This window comes from Robertmurraya sp. GLU-23 (assembly GCF_052983275.1).
Window position 1 is genome coordinate 383,409 of sequence record NZ_JBRKCV010000002.1, and the last position, 16,038, is coordinate 399,446.

13 protein-coding genes and 1 pseudogene are annotated in these 16,038 nt (G+C 31.9%); 9 read left to right on the top strand and 5 right to left on the bottom strand.

What is annotated here, in order from left to right; genetic code table 11:
* Window positions 1-242: 242 nt before the first annotated feature.
* Window positions 243-473: a hypothetical protein gene (locus ACVBAX_RS06250; RefSeq protein ID WP_447116272.1), complete on the bottom strand. Its 231-nt coding sequence runs from the start codon at window positions 471-473 to the stop codon at window positions 243-245.
* Window positions 474-725: 252 nt separating this feature from the next.
* Between ACVBAX_RS06250 and ACVBAX_RS06255 the strand changes: the two genes are divergently transcribed.
* Window positions 726-1,448, top strand: coding sequence for a DUF4145 domain-containing protein (locus ACVBAX_RS06255; RefSeq protein ID WP_447116273.1), 723 nt, complete (start codon window positions 726-728; stop codon window positions 1,446-1,448).
* Window positions 1,449-1,596: 148 nt separating this feature from the next.
* Window positions 1,597-2,025, top strand: a complete 429-nt coding sequence (locus tag ACVBAX_RS06260; RefSeq protein ID WP_447116274.1) for a hypothetical protein — start codon at window positions 1,597-1,599, stop codon at window positions 2,023-2,025.
* Between the two features lie 302 nt (window positions 2,026-2,327).
* Here ACVBAX_RS06260 and ACVBAX_RS06265 read toward each other — a convergent pair whose 3' ends face one another.
* Entirely contained in the window at window positions 2,328-2,609 is a 282-nt protein-coding gene (locus tag ACVBAX_RS06265; protein ID WP_447116275.1) for a hypothetical protein, read from the bottom strand.
* A 170-nt stretch (window positions 2,610-2,779) separates the two neighbouring features.
* On the bottom strand, window positions 2,780-3,994 hold the full coding sequence (locus tag ACVBAX_RS06270; RefSeq protein ID WP_447116276.1) for a hypothetical protein: 1,215 nt from the start codon (window positions 3,992-3,994) through the stop codon (window positions 2,780-2,782).
* Window positions 3,995-4,613: 619 nt separating this feature from the next.
* Between ACVBAX_RS06270 and ACVBAX_RS06275 the strand changes: the two are divergent.
* Both ACVBAX_RS06275 and ACVBAX_RS06280 read left to right on the top strand, forming a co-directional pair.
* Window positions 4,614-5,043 (top strand): annotated as a pseudogene (locus tag ACVBAX_RS06275) (recombinase family protein).
* Window positions 5,044-5,404: 361 nt separating this feature from the next.
* Window positions 5,405-6,166: a hypothetical protein gene (locus ACVBAX_RS06280; protein WP_447116277.1), complete on the top strand. Its 762-nt coding sequence runs from the start codon at window positions 5,405-5,407 to the stop codon at window positions 6,164-6,166.
* Window positions 6,167-6,492: 326 nt separating this feature from the next.
* On the opposite strand, the gene ACVBAX_RS06285 is transcribed toward ACVBAX_RS06280, so the two are convergent.
* Both ACVBAX_RS06285 and ACVBAX_RS06290 read right to left on the bottom strand, forming a co-directional pair.
* Complete coding sequence (locus ACVBAX_RS06285; RefSeq protein ID WP_447116278.1) at window positions 6,493-6,741, bottom strand: helix-turn-helix domain-containing protein; 249 nt, start codon at window positions 6,739-6,741, stop codon at window positions 6,493-6,495.
* Between the two features lie 454 nt (window positions 6,742-7,195).
* The gene (locus tag ACVBAX_RS06290; protein WP_447116279.1) at window positions 7,196-8,080 is read right to left on the bottom strand and encodes a hypothetical protein; all 885 of its coding nucleotides are present in this window, start codon (window positions 8,078-8,080) and stop codon (window positions 7,196-7,198) included.
* 627 nt (window positions 8,081-8,707) lie between these two features.
* Here ACVBAX_RS06290 and ACVBAX_RS06295 point away from each other — a divergent pair.
* The 5 genes from ACVBAX_RS06295 to ACVBAX_RS06315 all read left to right on the top strand — a co-directional run bounded on the left by ACVBAX_RS06295 (window position 8,708) and on the right by ACVBAX_RS06315 (window position 15,991).
* Window positions 8,708-9,271 (top strand): tyrosine-type recombinase/integrase, encoded by a 564-nt coding sequence (locus ACVBAX_RS06295; protein WP_447116280.1) that lies wholly within the window; start codon window positions 8,708-8,710, stop codon window positions 9,269-9,271.
* A 683-nt stretch (window positions 9,272-9,954) separates the two neighbouring features.
* Complete coding sequence (locus ACVBAX_RS06300) at window positions 9,955-11,016, top strand: ComEC/Rec2 family competence protein (RefSeq protein WP_447116281.1); 1,062 nt, start codon at window positions 9,955-9,957, stop codon at window positions 11,014-11,016.
* 2 nt (window positions 11,017-11,018) lie between these two features.
* Entirely contained in the window at window positions 11,019-12,350 is a 1,332-nt protein-coding gene (locus ACVBAX_RS06305; RefSeq protein WP_447116282.1) for an ABC-three component system protein, read from the top strand.
* Complete coding sequence (locus ACVBAX_RS06310; protein WP_447116283.1) at window positions 12,340-12,891, top strand: ABC-three component system middle component 1; 552 nt, start codon at window positions 12,340-12,342, stop codon at window positions 12,889-12,891. Before ACVBAX_RS06305 ends, ACVBAX_RS06310 begins: the two co-directional genes overlap by 11 nt.
* Window positions 12,881-15,991: an AAA family ATPase gene (locus tag ACVBAX_RS06315; protein ID WP_447116284.1), complete on the top strand. Its 3,111-nt coding sequence runs from the start codon at window positions 12,881-12,883 to the stop codon at window positions 15,989-15,991. The genes ACVBAX_RS06310 and ACVBAX_RS06315 overlap by 11 nt, the downstream gene beginning before the upstream one ends.
* Window positions 15,992-16,038 lie beyond the last annotated feature (47 nt).

Sequence of the window (16,038 nt, forward strand, 5' to 3'; positions counted from 1 at the left end):
GTTTGTAGCCTGATCCACGATAAAATTGGGCAATATCTTGAAAAGGAATATGGATTAAGTCCAGTAGGTAAGTTTATTATTGAAAGCATGGATAGAGTTAATGAATCCTCTAAGGTATAGTTTCCAACTTGGGAGAGGCGGGTCATTTAACGATCTCCTAATATGGTATTCATAGTATTAGAGTGATAGAAAAGGGCTGTTTACCCTGCTGACACAGGTGGGTAAGCAGCCTCAATTTTGTATTATTGGTTTTTACCCGAAGGATAAAAAGATTTCCGCTTATTGTTGTCTTCCAAAATCTTAATATTTCTTTTGGGTATTTCAAAGAGGTAACTATCGGTATCCAACATGGTATGAGAGTATCCTGCCTTTTTAAATCTGTTTGCTACCTTTTTAGAAAGGGTTGATACAGTTGCAACTTCATCTTCTTCGTTAAAAATAATTATAGTTTCCTTTTCCAATCTACTTAACATTAGTGAACCTCCTCTCATAAAAAACTACCTTTCATATTAATAACGGAATGAAGAATTAAATCAGACAAGCTTTCATAAACCTGCTTATCCCTGTGTGGCTACGAACGACTTTAATGAAAGTAAATTTATTTTCGTTATTCCGAAGGGTTTACTTAGATAAACAATAGTCAGAGAGAGATAGATTCGTTATCTATACTATTCACATAAGAAATTGGTATAATTTTCTTATACAAAGGAGAGGTGGATTGGAAGATGGTAAAAGAAAAATACGTTTCACCGGAGTTAGGACTTGAAGCCTTTAATTGTCCTAAATGCGGGGTTTATAGTCATCAAAGATGGCATGTTATATGTGAAGAAAGTTTAAATAATTCGTTATTTATTACGAAATTAGAAGAAGAAATAAAGAATTTTGTAAAGCAGGGAATTGATATACATACTACAGCCAATGTTAAACATAAATATATTACTTCATTAAGTCGTTGTTTTCATTGCAATGGTGTTTCCTTATGGGTGGAAAATAAGCTAATCTATCCGAATTCTACACTTGTTGAACTGCCTAATTTTGATATGCCAGCTGAAATTCAGGCCTTATATAATGAAGCAAGTTCAATTGTAAACTTATCTGCTAAATCGGCTGCTGCTTTATTGAGACTCGCTTTGGAAAAGCTTTTAATTCACGTTGGGGCCAAGCCAGGAAGTATTGACAATATGATAAAGAGTCTTATTGAAAAAGATGTAATATCGGCTTCCGGGACTGTAAGGAAAGCTTTAGATTCTTTACGACTAATAGGAAACGCAGGGGTCCATCCAACAGGTATTAATCTAGATGAAGATCCAAAAGCGGCAATGGCTTTATTTAAAGTAATAAACTTTGTAGTTGAAAAGCTTATAACGGATGTGAAAGAGATGGAAGAAATATATGCCCTTGTTCCGCAAGAAAAAAGAGAGAGTCTTGATATAAGGAGAAATAAGTAAATAAAATAGTTTGCTGAGTGAACCTAGGAAATTATTTAGAGATTTGTAGGTGAGAATTTTGATTCCAAGCAGAGAACAACTTATAAGGATTTTTGCAGATAATTATTTTTACTTCCTTAAGTGTCTTCCCTTCGGAAATGAGATTTATATGAAGGGAATGGGTGAAGCAAGAAATAAATTCTTAGCAAACATTCACATTACTACTACAAAAGAGTATTTGCCATATAGATATAAGGATTGGCGATATTCTACCGATTTTGTTAGTGCGAAAGCGTTAGAATTACTTAAAATGAGAAAATGGGGTGAAAAAGAATTAGTCTTCGAACATATTGTTCCGAAATCAAGATATATTAAAGTCGAGTGTGAGAGTGCAGCAGAGAGAGGGGAAATATCGCCTGACTTTATTTATAATCTTTTATTAAAGTATTATTGGACTGCTACGATACATGAAGAAGAAAATGGCCGTCTGGAAAAGGATAATATGCCTGATGGATGGGATGGTATAAATATTTTTGCAAGATATAATAAAGCGAAGGTTGAATTACTTAAACATGATAAGAGTTATTTTATAGTTTGATAGGTGATATTTTAAAAATACTGTTATTAAATGCTACCATCCCAGAGAATAAAAAAAGCAGCCCTGTTTTATTTTAGACGTTTATGGGCTGTTTAATTTTATAAGATTTATCGAAAATGCCGTTTCTACATAATTAGGAAATCCTATATTTAATGAATGTGTTGAAATAGGCTTCAATGTACGCTAAAAGTATGAAATGCCCATTTCTGTCTTAATAGCTATATCTTTCATTCGTTCCTCACTAATCATTTTTTGTCTACTAAAAAGCCTATAAACTCGGGTATTTGTCTACCTTTTTATCGTTATTCTTTATGGACATCGTAGCTTTTACTCTTTTTATTTGAAATAGAATTTATTAAAATTAGTTCTGTTTGATCCATACCTTGATCCAGAAATAGTTGATAAATAGCTTTTTTCTGCCGATCCTTAAAGTTTCCTTGGTCAAGGTGGTATTTAACATTTTGTATCGTACAATTCAGATGGATCGCCATATGCTTTAAACGAATTTGGTAAATGCTTTGAAGTATATTAATAGTTTTAGTATCTAATAGGTCCAATAACTGTTTTTGATCATAGACTCTCATATACAAATTCTCCGATCTCTCAATAATATAAAAGCCAATCCGCGTAAGGAGAAGGAACGGATCGACCTTAAAGTTTGATAAACTAAACACTTATGTTCATACAGTCTTCTCCCCTATATAAGGACGTTTGGATATCAACTAGTTCTACATTCAGGTATATAGATTAAAAACTACAAATCGCTGTTAAGATAATTCTCTAATAAACTTCTCATTCTTTTTGAAGGTATATATAGATTAATAGATTCTCCTTTTCGAATTCTGCTTCTCCAGATCCACTGAATTAATTCCGAAAGTGCCATTAAGTCTTCCTCAACTTGTAACCCCTTTGATCGAAAGAATTTCAATTTATAAGGTTGCATATATCTATTGATAACATATGCTAGGGACCGCCTGTCCTGGTATTCATTTGTCGCCCTGGAGTTAAGCGGGACAAATGCTTTCGAGTATCCCTTTCCTTTTAATTTAGTTTTATGGTCTTTAAAACAGGTCCACATATTAACTTGGGAAGAAGTTTTAACGTTATTTTTAAAATATGTTATTAGGTTTCTTTGCATTTTTTCAACATTTATTCTGTTACTGTCTTTTTCATACCATCTCTTTGACAAGGTATAATCTTCCTTACCAATATCATTTAATTTGCCGTGATAGATGTTGATTAAGGATTTAATTTTCTCCTTTTTATACGGTACTTTCTTTTCGTAATCGATTAATTGGTATAGTCCATTTTCAAGAAGAGTGATAGCTTTATAGTTATAAGAAACATGGTTCATATCAAAGTAATGTTTTTGATCAGAACCATTAAATAGGTAGGTAAGAATATAGATTTCTTTAAAAGCCATAAAAGCTGTAATAGGAAAAGTCCAAAACAAAATGGAATTCTCGAAGTAAATTAAGTTTTTGGTATCCGACAACCTCTTCAAATCATTATACTTTGTATCCTGATAGGGACTTTTTTCGTTCCAAATGACTGCACCTGTATTAGGATCTACAGAGATCATCTGACTGTTATATAAAAGATCAAAGTCATGCTTTTTTAGTTCGTAAGGACTAACTACTTCAATAACTTCATCCTGAATAAGAACATAATCCTTGTTCGCGATAAGTTCAATTAGTTCTAAATCGGCCATTTCAAAAAGCCTATGGGTAGTAGCAATATTAAATCCACCTCGGACTAGATCCTTAAAATTAGCTAATTTACCATTGCCTTTGTTTTCTGGATCAAAAATTTTACAATTCGGGACGCTATTCTTTATCCTATCGAATTCAGTTAGGAATGGTGTAACAAAAATAAAGCTGGTTGAATTTGAAGTATTTTTCATATATTGAATTGCCCAGGAAGTTTTACCTGACCCCATTATTGAATCTACTATAGTTATATTAAACATATTAATTTTCCCCTCCACTTTAAAAACGGGGGAAGGAATCATTTCAGACATAAAAAAGTAAGAGAATATAAAAGTTCTTAAATTTATTAGAACTGCTGATATATCAGCATTAAAATGGCTATCCGTTAAAGAGGTAAATATAAAAGGTACTTTTTTGAATTACCGTATAAGGGTTATCACCCTTTATAATCCCATGAAGTATTCTAGAAGATGTAAGGCATAAATGCCTAACATCTTCTAGAATACTTCCGAACCAAAAAAAGCTTCTTCTATTAGATGTGACTTCCGAAGCGATAGCGAAGGGAGGAACCCGCGAAGCGGAAATTCACATAAGGAAATTCAACTAAAAAAATAAAGGCATAAAGTACTATTTTCTTGAAAAAGCCCTTGTAAATGTCATGCAAGGAAATATAGTTTTGTTATAAAGCCCATTACAGCAACAAACTTGGATGAAGCTAATGTCAGTTTATGACATGTCTCTCTTAATGAAGTAATTTTAAAATTTAAAAGTGCCATAACTTTTAAGGAATTGACACTAATACAAGGTCCTTTAAAATCAAGGTATAGATAGGTTTCTATACTTAGTGTCATAAATATAAGCAGAAAAGGGCCCATAAAAATGAAATATGGATATGCTAGAGTAAGTACGCTAACACAGGATCTTGAAACACAATTAAAGCTTTAGAAAAGGAAGGCAGTGACAAGGTTTTTTCGGAGAAGATTACTGATACCAAAGCGGATAGGCCGTTATTGCAGCTATTAATAGAGGAGATACAGTGGTTGTAAAGAAATTAGATCGTTCCCCAGGTCAACAGTGTGCTTTTGCAGAGTTTGAACGGAACGGGATATGATTGTGGAACGCACTCAGGAAGGTAATCACTAAGCAAACGAGACGACAAATAAGTGTAGGACGGCCGAATAAATTCACTAAGAACCAGAAAGAACACGCTTTGAGGTTACTAGAACCACTTTCATATAAAGAAGTTGGGGAACTGACAGGCATCTCTAAGAGTACTTTGATAAGGGACGAAAGAAAAATCAAACAATAATTTTAAATAAAAAATAACGTTGATGGTAAAGGTAGGTGTGAATATGTTCAAATTTCCAAAGAACAATTTCAAATAAGGTGTAAGAATAGCAAACAGCAAACCCGACCTAGAGGTACAAAACACTAACGCCAGAAGCAGCCAGGCATTGGATCTCGAGGACAACCAGGGTAGTAATCATCCTTAAGAACGGCAAGCCCATAACCCCATCGGAGGAGTCCCTCTAAAATGCTTCGGTAAAAGACCTCTTTCCTAATTTTCAAAATGAATTTTTCAGTTGGAAGTTTTGAGGGAAATTGTTATATTTTTAAAGGTAGTATTTTATAAATAAATAGAATTATAAATGTTTTGAAAGGGAGATAATGTGGGGGAGTATTTTCAGGATTTTTTTGATGCACAATCTAATTCAGACAATAAAGAAGTTAACAGACTAAAGGAAAATTATCTGTATACATTAGCAGTAGTATTGGATAAAAAATGTTCAGATGCAGATAAAATTCTTGTGGACTTTATTAAATGGATTAATTTAGATTGTGTTAGTATTACAAGAGATTTAACTATTAGTAATATAATAAATGTTGCGTTTAATGTTGATTTTTCTACATATATACATGTATGGAGTTACAAAGACATGATTTCTGAAGTTTCAAATGGCGTTTATGGCCACGATTTTAATGTTTGGTTAGAAACTAATATACCAAATGCACCCCAAGGTTGGAGAGACAATATTTATAATCAAGCAGTGTTTGAGTCTAGTGAAATAGGGATGAAGCTAGTTCCTCATGGAAAATGGCAAAATTCTTTACGTTTTAGGTCGAAAGCTGAGGTAGTGATTTATGAAGAGTTGCTTAAGGAGGATATTCTTTTTTTTCCTTTACCTTATGGTATTATGAAAAACAACTCTGAATCTCAAAATAAAGAACCCGACTTCCTTTGTTGTTATAGGGGAAAATGGGGGATCCTAGAAATCCAATCTAAAAAATATCACAATGTGGAGTACGATACGGAACGCTCAGAATGGTTTAAACAGCATAACGCAGATAGTTATCCTGTTCTTGATGAAAAATGTTTAGCACGACCACAAGAAGTTGTAACTGGGTTTATTCGTTGGTTAAAGAATAGATAAGAAGAGTCAGCCAGTGGCACGACTCTTCGATAATAAAAGTGTAACCTTACCAAGATGGTTTAGTAAGGCCCGAGGAGTAAAAGAGATAGGAAGAAAGGGAGAGAAAAACCTATTTTTCTTTCGGATTTTTGTCAAATATATACACTTAAGGTTGCGAATGTACTTCGAACAAATGTCTATTTTGCGAAAGTTTATTTTAGTATTTCTATCTTAGATCCAGGAGGAATCGGTTCGATTTCACCTTTAAAGATTGAAATTTGAGAAATAGGATAAACCTTGAATTCTGATTTTATGATCTGGCCTCCATCTTTAACGAATTTCCTAGTTTAAATCGGCTTTCCCGCTACTCTAATTGCTAATATTTCTTTTATTGATCGGCTAACGGTCCTTTTTGGTACACCGCACAGTTCTGCGATCTGACTGATTGAAGGATAACACTCTCCATTCTCATCCATAAAGGTACAGATACAAAGAAAGATCTTTATGCCGGTTCCTGAAAATATTGCAGCTAATCCGCTTTTAAAGAATGATAAATGCACTTTTAAAAAGATTCCTAGATCTTTATATTTGTCCATTATTTTCACCGCCTTTCAAATTAATAACGGCGTGAGATTTAAAAGCAGACACTCCCCCTAGAGACTATTCTAAATCGTGTTTAAAAATTTTTAACAACCTAGTGACATAATTTAATTTGAGGTACTGTCATATTCTTAAAAGGGGTACTGTCAAAACTTATACTTAACAATAACCATATAACAATAACCAATTTAACTAAATCCATTAACTATTAAGCTTCGCTTTTTTTACTAGGAATATTAATAGACACTATGGTAAAGAGGTTATATTAGAAAAAGATAATTAATTGAGAAATATAGAAGGTCTGGCCGCCAATCACAAAAAGTCTGTACCTCGAATGTCAGACTGGTTCTTAGTCGCCGGTAGAATCTGTTTATCAAGATTGAAACAAAAAAAGAAACCTTCCTTTAATAGAAAGATCCCTAGTATTAAAGCTTTATAAGTTTTTGTTGATTAAGTGTCTAGCATATCCCATTCATCCCCGAAGATCCAACGTAGTGCAGAAAGCTTTCCGTTTAACATTCCCCACTCAAAATCATCATAAGGTCCTAAATTTTCCTTACCGTACTTTTCCCTGATCTTTTCTGCTGCTTTTAAGGCACCAGTCCAAATATCCGGAGTAACTTCTTCTAATCCCTGTTCAACCTTATATTTCAAAACAAGGTGCCTTTCATGCCAAATCTTATCAAGTAATTCCCCAATTACTTCTGATATTATGTCTTCCGTTCTCATTTCATAATGGAATTCTTCATCTTCGATATCAGTTGAAACGTTTTTCTTTGAGAGGAATTTTTCTAGACTTTCTAACTTATGTGATAGTAATTCATATCTACGATCACGTTCAGCAAAAAATGCAAGTTGTTCTTCTACGGAAATTTCAATATCAAGAAATTCAAGTCTAACTCCATAGTTATTTGGGCTGTTCAGGATACCAACGTTTCTTTCTAAATGGAAAATATCAACAAGATGGTCAGTTGAATTTTTTAATTCAGATCTTTCTGAAAGTGTTAATTCCTGGTTTGTGATAAAGATTAATCCATCCACGTTATTCAAAGTAACACCTTCAAGATCACTTAAAAACTTATCTTTAATTGATCTAAAAGATTTTTGACCTCTAGGGAAATAACAACCTGCTACCCAATCAATATTATTTTTTATACATTTAATATCCTTAATACCATCCCGTCCACCTAAAGGGTGGGAAGGATCAATTGATTCATAGCCGTCTGAATTTATTAATAGACTAGATAGCCTTTCAGCTGCTGCTTGTCCTTTAGTCCATTCTAAAAGCCTGTACCAAGTTTCTTCTCCATTTGTTCTTCTTCTATTACCTGGCATTTTCATCACCTGCTTTTGGTTGTTAATTGGATGGGTTAATTTTAACAAAATAATACAGTGCAGGAAATAAAAATAGATAAAGGATGAGTTTAGATTACTATCTTTAATTTTAATGATTTAGGGTAGTATCCAGCAGTAAATCCAAAAACTGCTGCACCGGATGTCAGTCTCCAGAAAATAAACTAAAATCCTATTACACCAATGTATTATTAGGGTAGAAATGCCAGGGTAATGTCATGTGGGCAGGTTCTCTTTTTCTTTATCGATTCAAAACTACTCAATTTAAGTGAAACTATAAAAATCTTTATTGAAGAGAATAAGGTGCCACAACCACCAAAAGGATCAAAAGAAATTTCGTATTATTACTTAAAAGGACCATAGCCCATGTAAAGCTTAGTCTTTGAAGTGTCTGTTTATTTCTTCAGCAACGAAGAGAAGGACAGCTATGCCGGCCCTTTTTAGTGCTTTTACTATAAATTCCTTCTTCATTTGTTTCTCCCCCCTATATTAGACTTCAATATATATATAAAATTTATCCTTAGAAATAAAATCTCTAGTAAGAGTTATAAGTATACTTTTAAATAAAAGTTTACATTCAAAACGTTGATTTTAAAGGGGGGTTCAGCGATGGCGAAAAAAGAACACATTATTGACGTGCAGCCGATCCGATCGAAGGAACAAATTGAAAATATGAAATGGGCCCTTAAGCGATTCTGCAGCAATCGGGATTATATCCTTTTCTTGACCGGCATTAATACCGGTTTAAGGATTAGCGATCTACTGAAGTTAAAAGTTAAAGATCTGAAGAGAAAGAAGAGGATCATGATTTTGGAAGGAAAGACAAAAAAGGCTAGGTCCATTCAGCTAGACAACATATACAGAGAGATTCAGGAATACATAAAGACCCTAGATGATTCTGAGTGGCTATTCCCGTCAAGGAAGGGAGACAAGCCGATAACTGTGGTTCAGGCATATCGGCAGCTTAATAAGGCGGCAGAAATGGCGGAGATCACAGAGGGGATCGGAACTCATACGATGCGGAAAACGTTTGGCTATTGGCACTATAAACAATTTAAGGACGTTGCCCAGCTGCAAATAATCCTTAATCATGCCCATCCTGAAATTACGCTACGCTATATCGGAATCACGGCGGAAGAGATTGAAAACAATCTAAGCAACTTTGTACTTTAGAACAGCACATTCTCCATAGGAATACTGAGTGAAAGGCCCGTAACAGGGCCGATTTTGCCCGTTTTAGGCCCAGCCGAAAAACAAACCCCATAGCAGCCTCAATATAAAAGCCCCAAAGCCAGCCCAGGACCCGAAGCCTAAGCCAAGCCCAGGCAGCACAAGCACACAGTACCCAGGCCCAGGATAAGTACCCCAGCAGCTAGCACCCGGCCAAACCAGGCGGGTACTTAGCACACCCAGGAACACCAAGACGAACGTAGCAGTTCAGGCGATCGTGGCCAGGAACCATCCCGGCATACCGGGGGCCAGGGGGCCTAGGATCCCGGCAAATGGCCCGTTAAAAATTTTTATAATATTTTTTAAAATTCGGTTATTGTTTTGATAAGTTAACATTTACCACGAGATACTCGACCATCAAGCTTTATAGGAAGATAGTGAAATTTACATACTATAAGTGCACCGAGATCGTAGAATGTAGATTTTATTTGGTCCCATAAAAAGAACATATCTTTTTCTAATTTTAGTAAAATAATAGATAAAAATGGTGTAATTGATCTTCGAATAAGGTCAAATTCACTTTATTAATCGACATTTTTTTATGTTTTAAGTCTTAAATTTTACTTTATAAGCGTTTATAATAATATTATTACCAAATTTCGACATTTCAAGAGAGGGCTTAGTGTATGTGTATCTCAATAAAAGTTTTTCCTGCGGCAAACGGAGATTGTTTTTTAATAGGAATAAAGGACGATATAGGTATAAAACATATTTTAATAGATGGTGGGAAGGGAGAATTGTGCCATAGTAAGTTAAAAGATCAATTTGAATGGTTGGAAAAACACAATCTATGTATCGATTTGTTAGTCGTAACCCATATCGATGATGATCATATTGGAGGAATAATAAAGCTGTTCCAAGATAAAGAAATAAATAATTCAATTATAAACAAAGTCTGGTTTAATTCTGGAACTTTAATCTCAAGTAAACTAGGTGGAGAAGTTAATCGAGATTTATCAATTATCCCGGAACCCCAATCAAAAGAGATGAGTGTTAGACAAGGGTTAACCTTTGAGGGTTTACTTGAAAAAACAAATATATGGGATAAAAACCTTATCTATTCTGGACAGAAATACAATCTGGATACTGTTAACCTTATAATATTGTCTCCAGATAATGATACTCTTAATGAGTTAAATAGAAAATGGGATTCCGAAATTGAAAAAATGAAAAAGAAAAATAAAAAAAAGAGGAAGATGGCGTCAAGTAACGATTACGATAAAACAATCGATGAACTTTATTCAGAAGAATTTCAAGAGGATACATCCTTATTTAATAAAAGTAGCATTGCTTTTGTTCTGGAGTACCAAGACTACAAGCTATTAATGTTAGGCGATTCTCATCCATCAACTATAGTTTCAAGCCTGAAAAATTTAGGCTATTCGGAGGAGAACAAGTTAAAAGTTAACATAATGAAAATTTCTCATCATGCTAGTAAAAAAAATACAAGCGACGAGTTACTTAAACTAATTGAATGTGAGAAATTTATTATTAGTTCAGATGGAAGTAAACATGGCTTACCAAATAAGCAAAGTTTAGCTAGGATAGTGAGAAAAATGAAAAAACCGGTGACATTTTATTTTAATTATAGTTCTATGGATAGAATTTTTACTCCTCAAGAGTGTACAGACGAAAACATAACCTGTATTTACTTAGATAACACGAACGATTATACAACGGGGTGTTAAACGTGGCTATTGACTATAAATCTAAATACCGAGAATTAGCTGTAAGTATAAAATGTATTGATTCCGGGGGATCAGGGTGCCTGTTTCAACCATTTACTAATGAATATACATATGTAATAACTGCCAAACACTGCTTAGAAGGGACTGATGATACACCTCAATTTTTCGAGATTAAAGATATAAAAATATTTTCAGAAATTAGAGGGATTGAATTAACAGTCCTAGATTATTATTTACATGACGATGAAGATATAGACCTTGCAGTTATTAAAGTACATTATATTGAAGATGTACCTAAAACGTTAACAACTAATCCTAAAGATAATTGTTCTCTTGGACTTTATGGTTTTCCGAAAATTTTAGAATCTGATGACGCTACTGCTAAATTAGGTAATTACTTAGAATGTAAAAGTTCATTTAATTATCCAGATAAATACATTATTGAATTCAGGCCAGAAGTCCCTATTTCAAACATCACCAATAATACAAGGAAGACCATGGGGGGCTATTCGGGATCAGGTATATATTTAGAGTTAAATAATAGTTTATATTTGATAGGCATCTTTACAGAATTGAAGGAAAAAGATGGTGCTTTCCAAGGACTTTGGGGCTTTAACGTTACAGCTATAAACCAGATTTTATATAAAAAAGGTTTAGCTTTATTAATACCGGAAGAAATATTAAATTTTGAAAAATATATAAATACTGCATTTGATAGTAATGAAGTCTATATTAAAGCGGTTTTAAAAAAGAACGCTAAAGCATTATTAGATCTAAAACCTAACGACATTGCTGCATTCCAAAGAGAAAGATTGTATTTACCATACAATAGTTTTATTGAAGGAGAATTACTGAATCCAAAATTATGGGAAGGTTGGGTTTCTCTATTGACATACTATTATATGGAAACGTCCCAACTCCCAGATAAAGAGAATTTTAATTTAATGAGAAATGCTAATGATTATAACCATAATATTAAACTGTATTTTACTTCTCATAAAACAATATCACCTTGTATTATGGATTTGCATGTTGGCTGTTACGAAGATCTTGAGAAAAATGATTTAATTGTTATCAATACTAAAGAAGGTAGCCCAGGATCTAAAAGTTTCAATAAGGATAGGACAAAACGTATATTGAGTGACATATATCGCGTACAACTAATTGAAAAAGGTATAGATATTGACGATCCGGACCATCAGAAAGATGTTCAGTTTATTCATATTGATCTGTTTACAGACTCGTTTGCTAAACATGATGACATTCAAACACTATCAGAATTAGAGGAGAAAATAAAGAATAGTATTAAAGAGGTGTTTAATAATGTTCGTTAGTAAACCTGAAATAATTAATAATATAAAAAAGGATAGTGGAAATAATTTATTTGATTTGGTTGAATGTCGAGTCAAAACTGAAGATAAATATAATCTTTATATATTTACAATTATATTAGATGATCAGAAAAAATTAGTAGATGTTTGGAAAGAAATCTGTGGTGACATAGCAATTTACTTCCAAACAGATTTAGAAAGAAATATTGAAATATGGAATATTTACGTATTGTTCTTAGTCGAAGGCAGTGTCGATAGTCAGACACGTTATTTAATCGAACAAAATAAGTATTCTTCAAGAAAATTAGTCATTGAGGATGTTAAAAGTCCCGTAGATAAAAGAAAAATTGATTCTATTATAAATGAGAAGCTATTCAACTTAAACATTAACTATACTTCTAGAACAAGCTATAAAAACGAACCCCTTTCAAAGTCATTAGAAACAAAATACGGTACTTTATTTAAAGTAATTAAAAATAATCATAGAGAAAAGCCTGCAGTTTTATTAACTAAGTATCTGGAGTTGTTAAAAAATGAATTTTAAATTAAAAGGGATAGAATTAGAAGCTTTTAGAATTTACCAGGATAGGCAGCTTTTTAACTTTCTAACTAAATCAGGGGAAGTTGCCAACCTTATTGTCATTTATGGACCTAATGGTTATGGTAAGACCTCGTTTATTGATGGAGTGGAATGGGTTTTAACGGGAAGTATAAATAGAATATCCAATAATTCTATTCTTAAAAATACTGCTGAAAGTGAGAAGGGGGAAATTTTAAAAAATAGAAAAAGTGGTAAAGAATATGGAACAGTACGATTGATTGCTGATAATGGACAGACTTTAGAGAAGAATACTAAAGTAATTGGAAAAAATGGTAGGAAAACTGATTATGCCGAGGGAGACCTGATTTCAAATCCAGATATTTTTAGTAATATTAATTTCTCCGAATTTTCAACGCAGTCAATCCTAGGACAAGATAAGATAGATTCTTTCCTTCGTTCGGTTACTCCTAAAGACAGATATGACACTTTAACAAACTTTTGGGACGATGCGAACGATTCCGAATTATTTAAGAGTATATTAGGTATGAATATTGAATCTGAAAAAAAACAAAAAAATATTAGAGAACAGCTTCAGGAAATAAACAAAGAGATAGAAAGTTTAGTACTTAGATCAAATATTATTATTGAAATAAACAACCTAGTAAAAAAGTTTAATCAAACCAAATTAGAAGATTTAGATTTACCAGAGTTCAGTAAGAGTAGTAATGCAGAGGCATATATCAGTTTAATAATCTTGTCAAATTCCAGGCTGAAATCAAAAAGACTTAAAGTAGAAAATAAATTATTAACATCTGAATACTTAGTTCAGAACTTCGAATTGTATAACAATAAGAAAAATGAACTTGTTCAGATTAAAGAGGATATAGAAGAGATAAATACTTCATTGACAAAATTTAATAATAGAGAAGAAAGACTTAATTATTTAAATGTTATTGTATCTCAGATCTATGTCCTAATTAGAAAATATAAAAGCTTAAAAGAATTGTTAGATCAATTTAATAATTTCCAAGAAATACTGAAGAAAATTTCTAAATTGGAGGAGTCAAATAGCGTATTGACTAAGGAGATTTCTAAATTTAATACCCTTAGACTCTTAGAAGAACAACAATTAACTCAAACTAAGAATGAGTTAGCTACTATAATGAAAATGAGAGAGGATACTGAAAAAAATTATTCTAAACTGGATATTAACCTTGAATATTATAATAGCTTACAAAATAGAAAATCTCATTTATCAAAAAGATCAATACAAATTAAAGATTTAATTTCTATTCGATGGAACAACAAACAAGAAATTATGAAAAATAAGTTAAAGTTTGAGTCTCTTCGTACATATGATGTGAAAAACATAATTAACATTAATAATGAATATACACAATTTGGAACTATTATTAACCAAATTAAAGAGAGTTATGAAATTAAAGTAAAAAGGGAAAAAGAATTAAAGCAACTTGAACTAGAATATACTAAATTAGGAGAACTAAACGAACAGTTAAATACTATTTTTAAAGTTGGAAAAAAATTTATAGAGGACTCCCGTTCTGTTTCTTGTCCTTTATGTAAAAAAGAATATGAAAACTTTGAGACTTTAATAAAAAATGTGGATAAAAATTTCTTAGAGGTTGATAGTTTAAACAGAATAAGGAAAGAAATAGAGGGACTTACGGAAGTAATAAAAGAGGAAGATAATAATCTAAATAAAATTGTAAAATCATTTAGATTAAAGGTAGAAGAGGAGATAAATAACCTACTTGAAACAGAAATGAATAATGAAGAAAAAATAATTTCTAATAACATAATAAATGACAAAATCAATTCTAAGTTAAATAAAATATCCCTTGAAGAAGAGAATTTAATAAGTTTCTTTGAGAACTTAGGATTAGATGTTAAAAACAACGATCAAATCTACATTAATGATTTTAAATATACTCTTAATTCAAAGTTAATAAATTATAATGTTTCTATTGAGGAATATAATAAGAAGGTAAACGAGAAATTTAATAATCATACGGATTTTTCCAAGACGGTTAAACTTAAAGAACAAGAAATACAATCTAATAAAAATAGAATTAGTGAACTAAAGGAAAACAATATTTTAAACAGAGTTAATAAACTTATTGAAGATTTAAACGTTGAAAGTAATATAGATAAAATACAAGAAGTATATGAAATGAATAGACAGGATTTACTAGTACAGCTAAATAATAGGCGAATAATTTTAAATCAAATAAATATATTAAATAAAGAATTAGGAACTATAAATCTGCAAGAAAAAAAGACGCAATATGAGGAAAAACAGAAAAGTTACCAAGAATTTAAAAATTATATTGATAGTTATGAGTTAAAGTTTAAAACTCTATTAGAAAAAGATGTAGTGACAGAGGCAGAGGTTGAGATTTACACTAGCCATGAAAATTTAGTTTCTGAGATAAATCGCATTGATAAAGGGATATCAGTTCTAAATGAACTTAATGAGTTTACGAAGTATATTGAAAATAATATTGCATTAAAAAATAAAGAATCAAAAAAAAGAGATCTAGAAGAAGAACTAACAGTTTTAATCAGGGGAAGTGAAGAACTTTTAAGGGCTAAAGAGTATATAACGAATCATATTAAAAATAAAATTGGAAATACATTTAATTTGGATTCAATTAATAGTATCTATCAACGTATAGACCCCCATCCTGATTTTAATAATATAGCGTTTGAAACAGATTTCACTAAAGAAAAACCGGAATTAAATATATATGCTTCAAGCAGAGAAGAAAAACTAGCCCCAATATTATACTTCAGTGCAGCCCAAGTAAATATTTTATCTTTAAGCATATTTCTAGCGAAGGGACTTATTATGAAAGAAGAAGGGTTAAATACAATTTTTATGGATGATCCTATACAACATTTAGATAACTTGAATATCCTCTCTTTTATAGATCTATTAAGAACCATTACCAATGATTTAGATAAACAAGTAATTCTTTCAACCCATAATGAAAATTTTTATAAGTTAATTAAGAGAAAAATGGATCCTAGCTTTACTAAATCTAAGTTTATTGAATTGGAGTCATTCGGTAAAATAAAGTAAACAAATTAGTAGAGATCTGAAATAAGGGGAAAACACATATTAGTGGT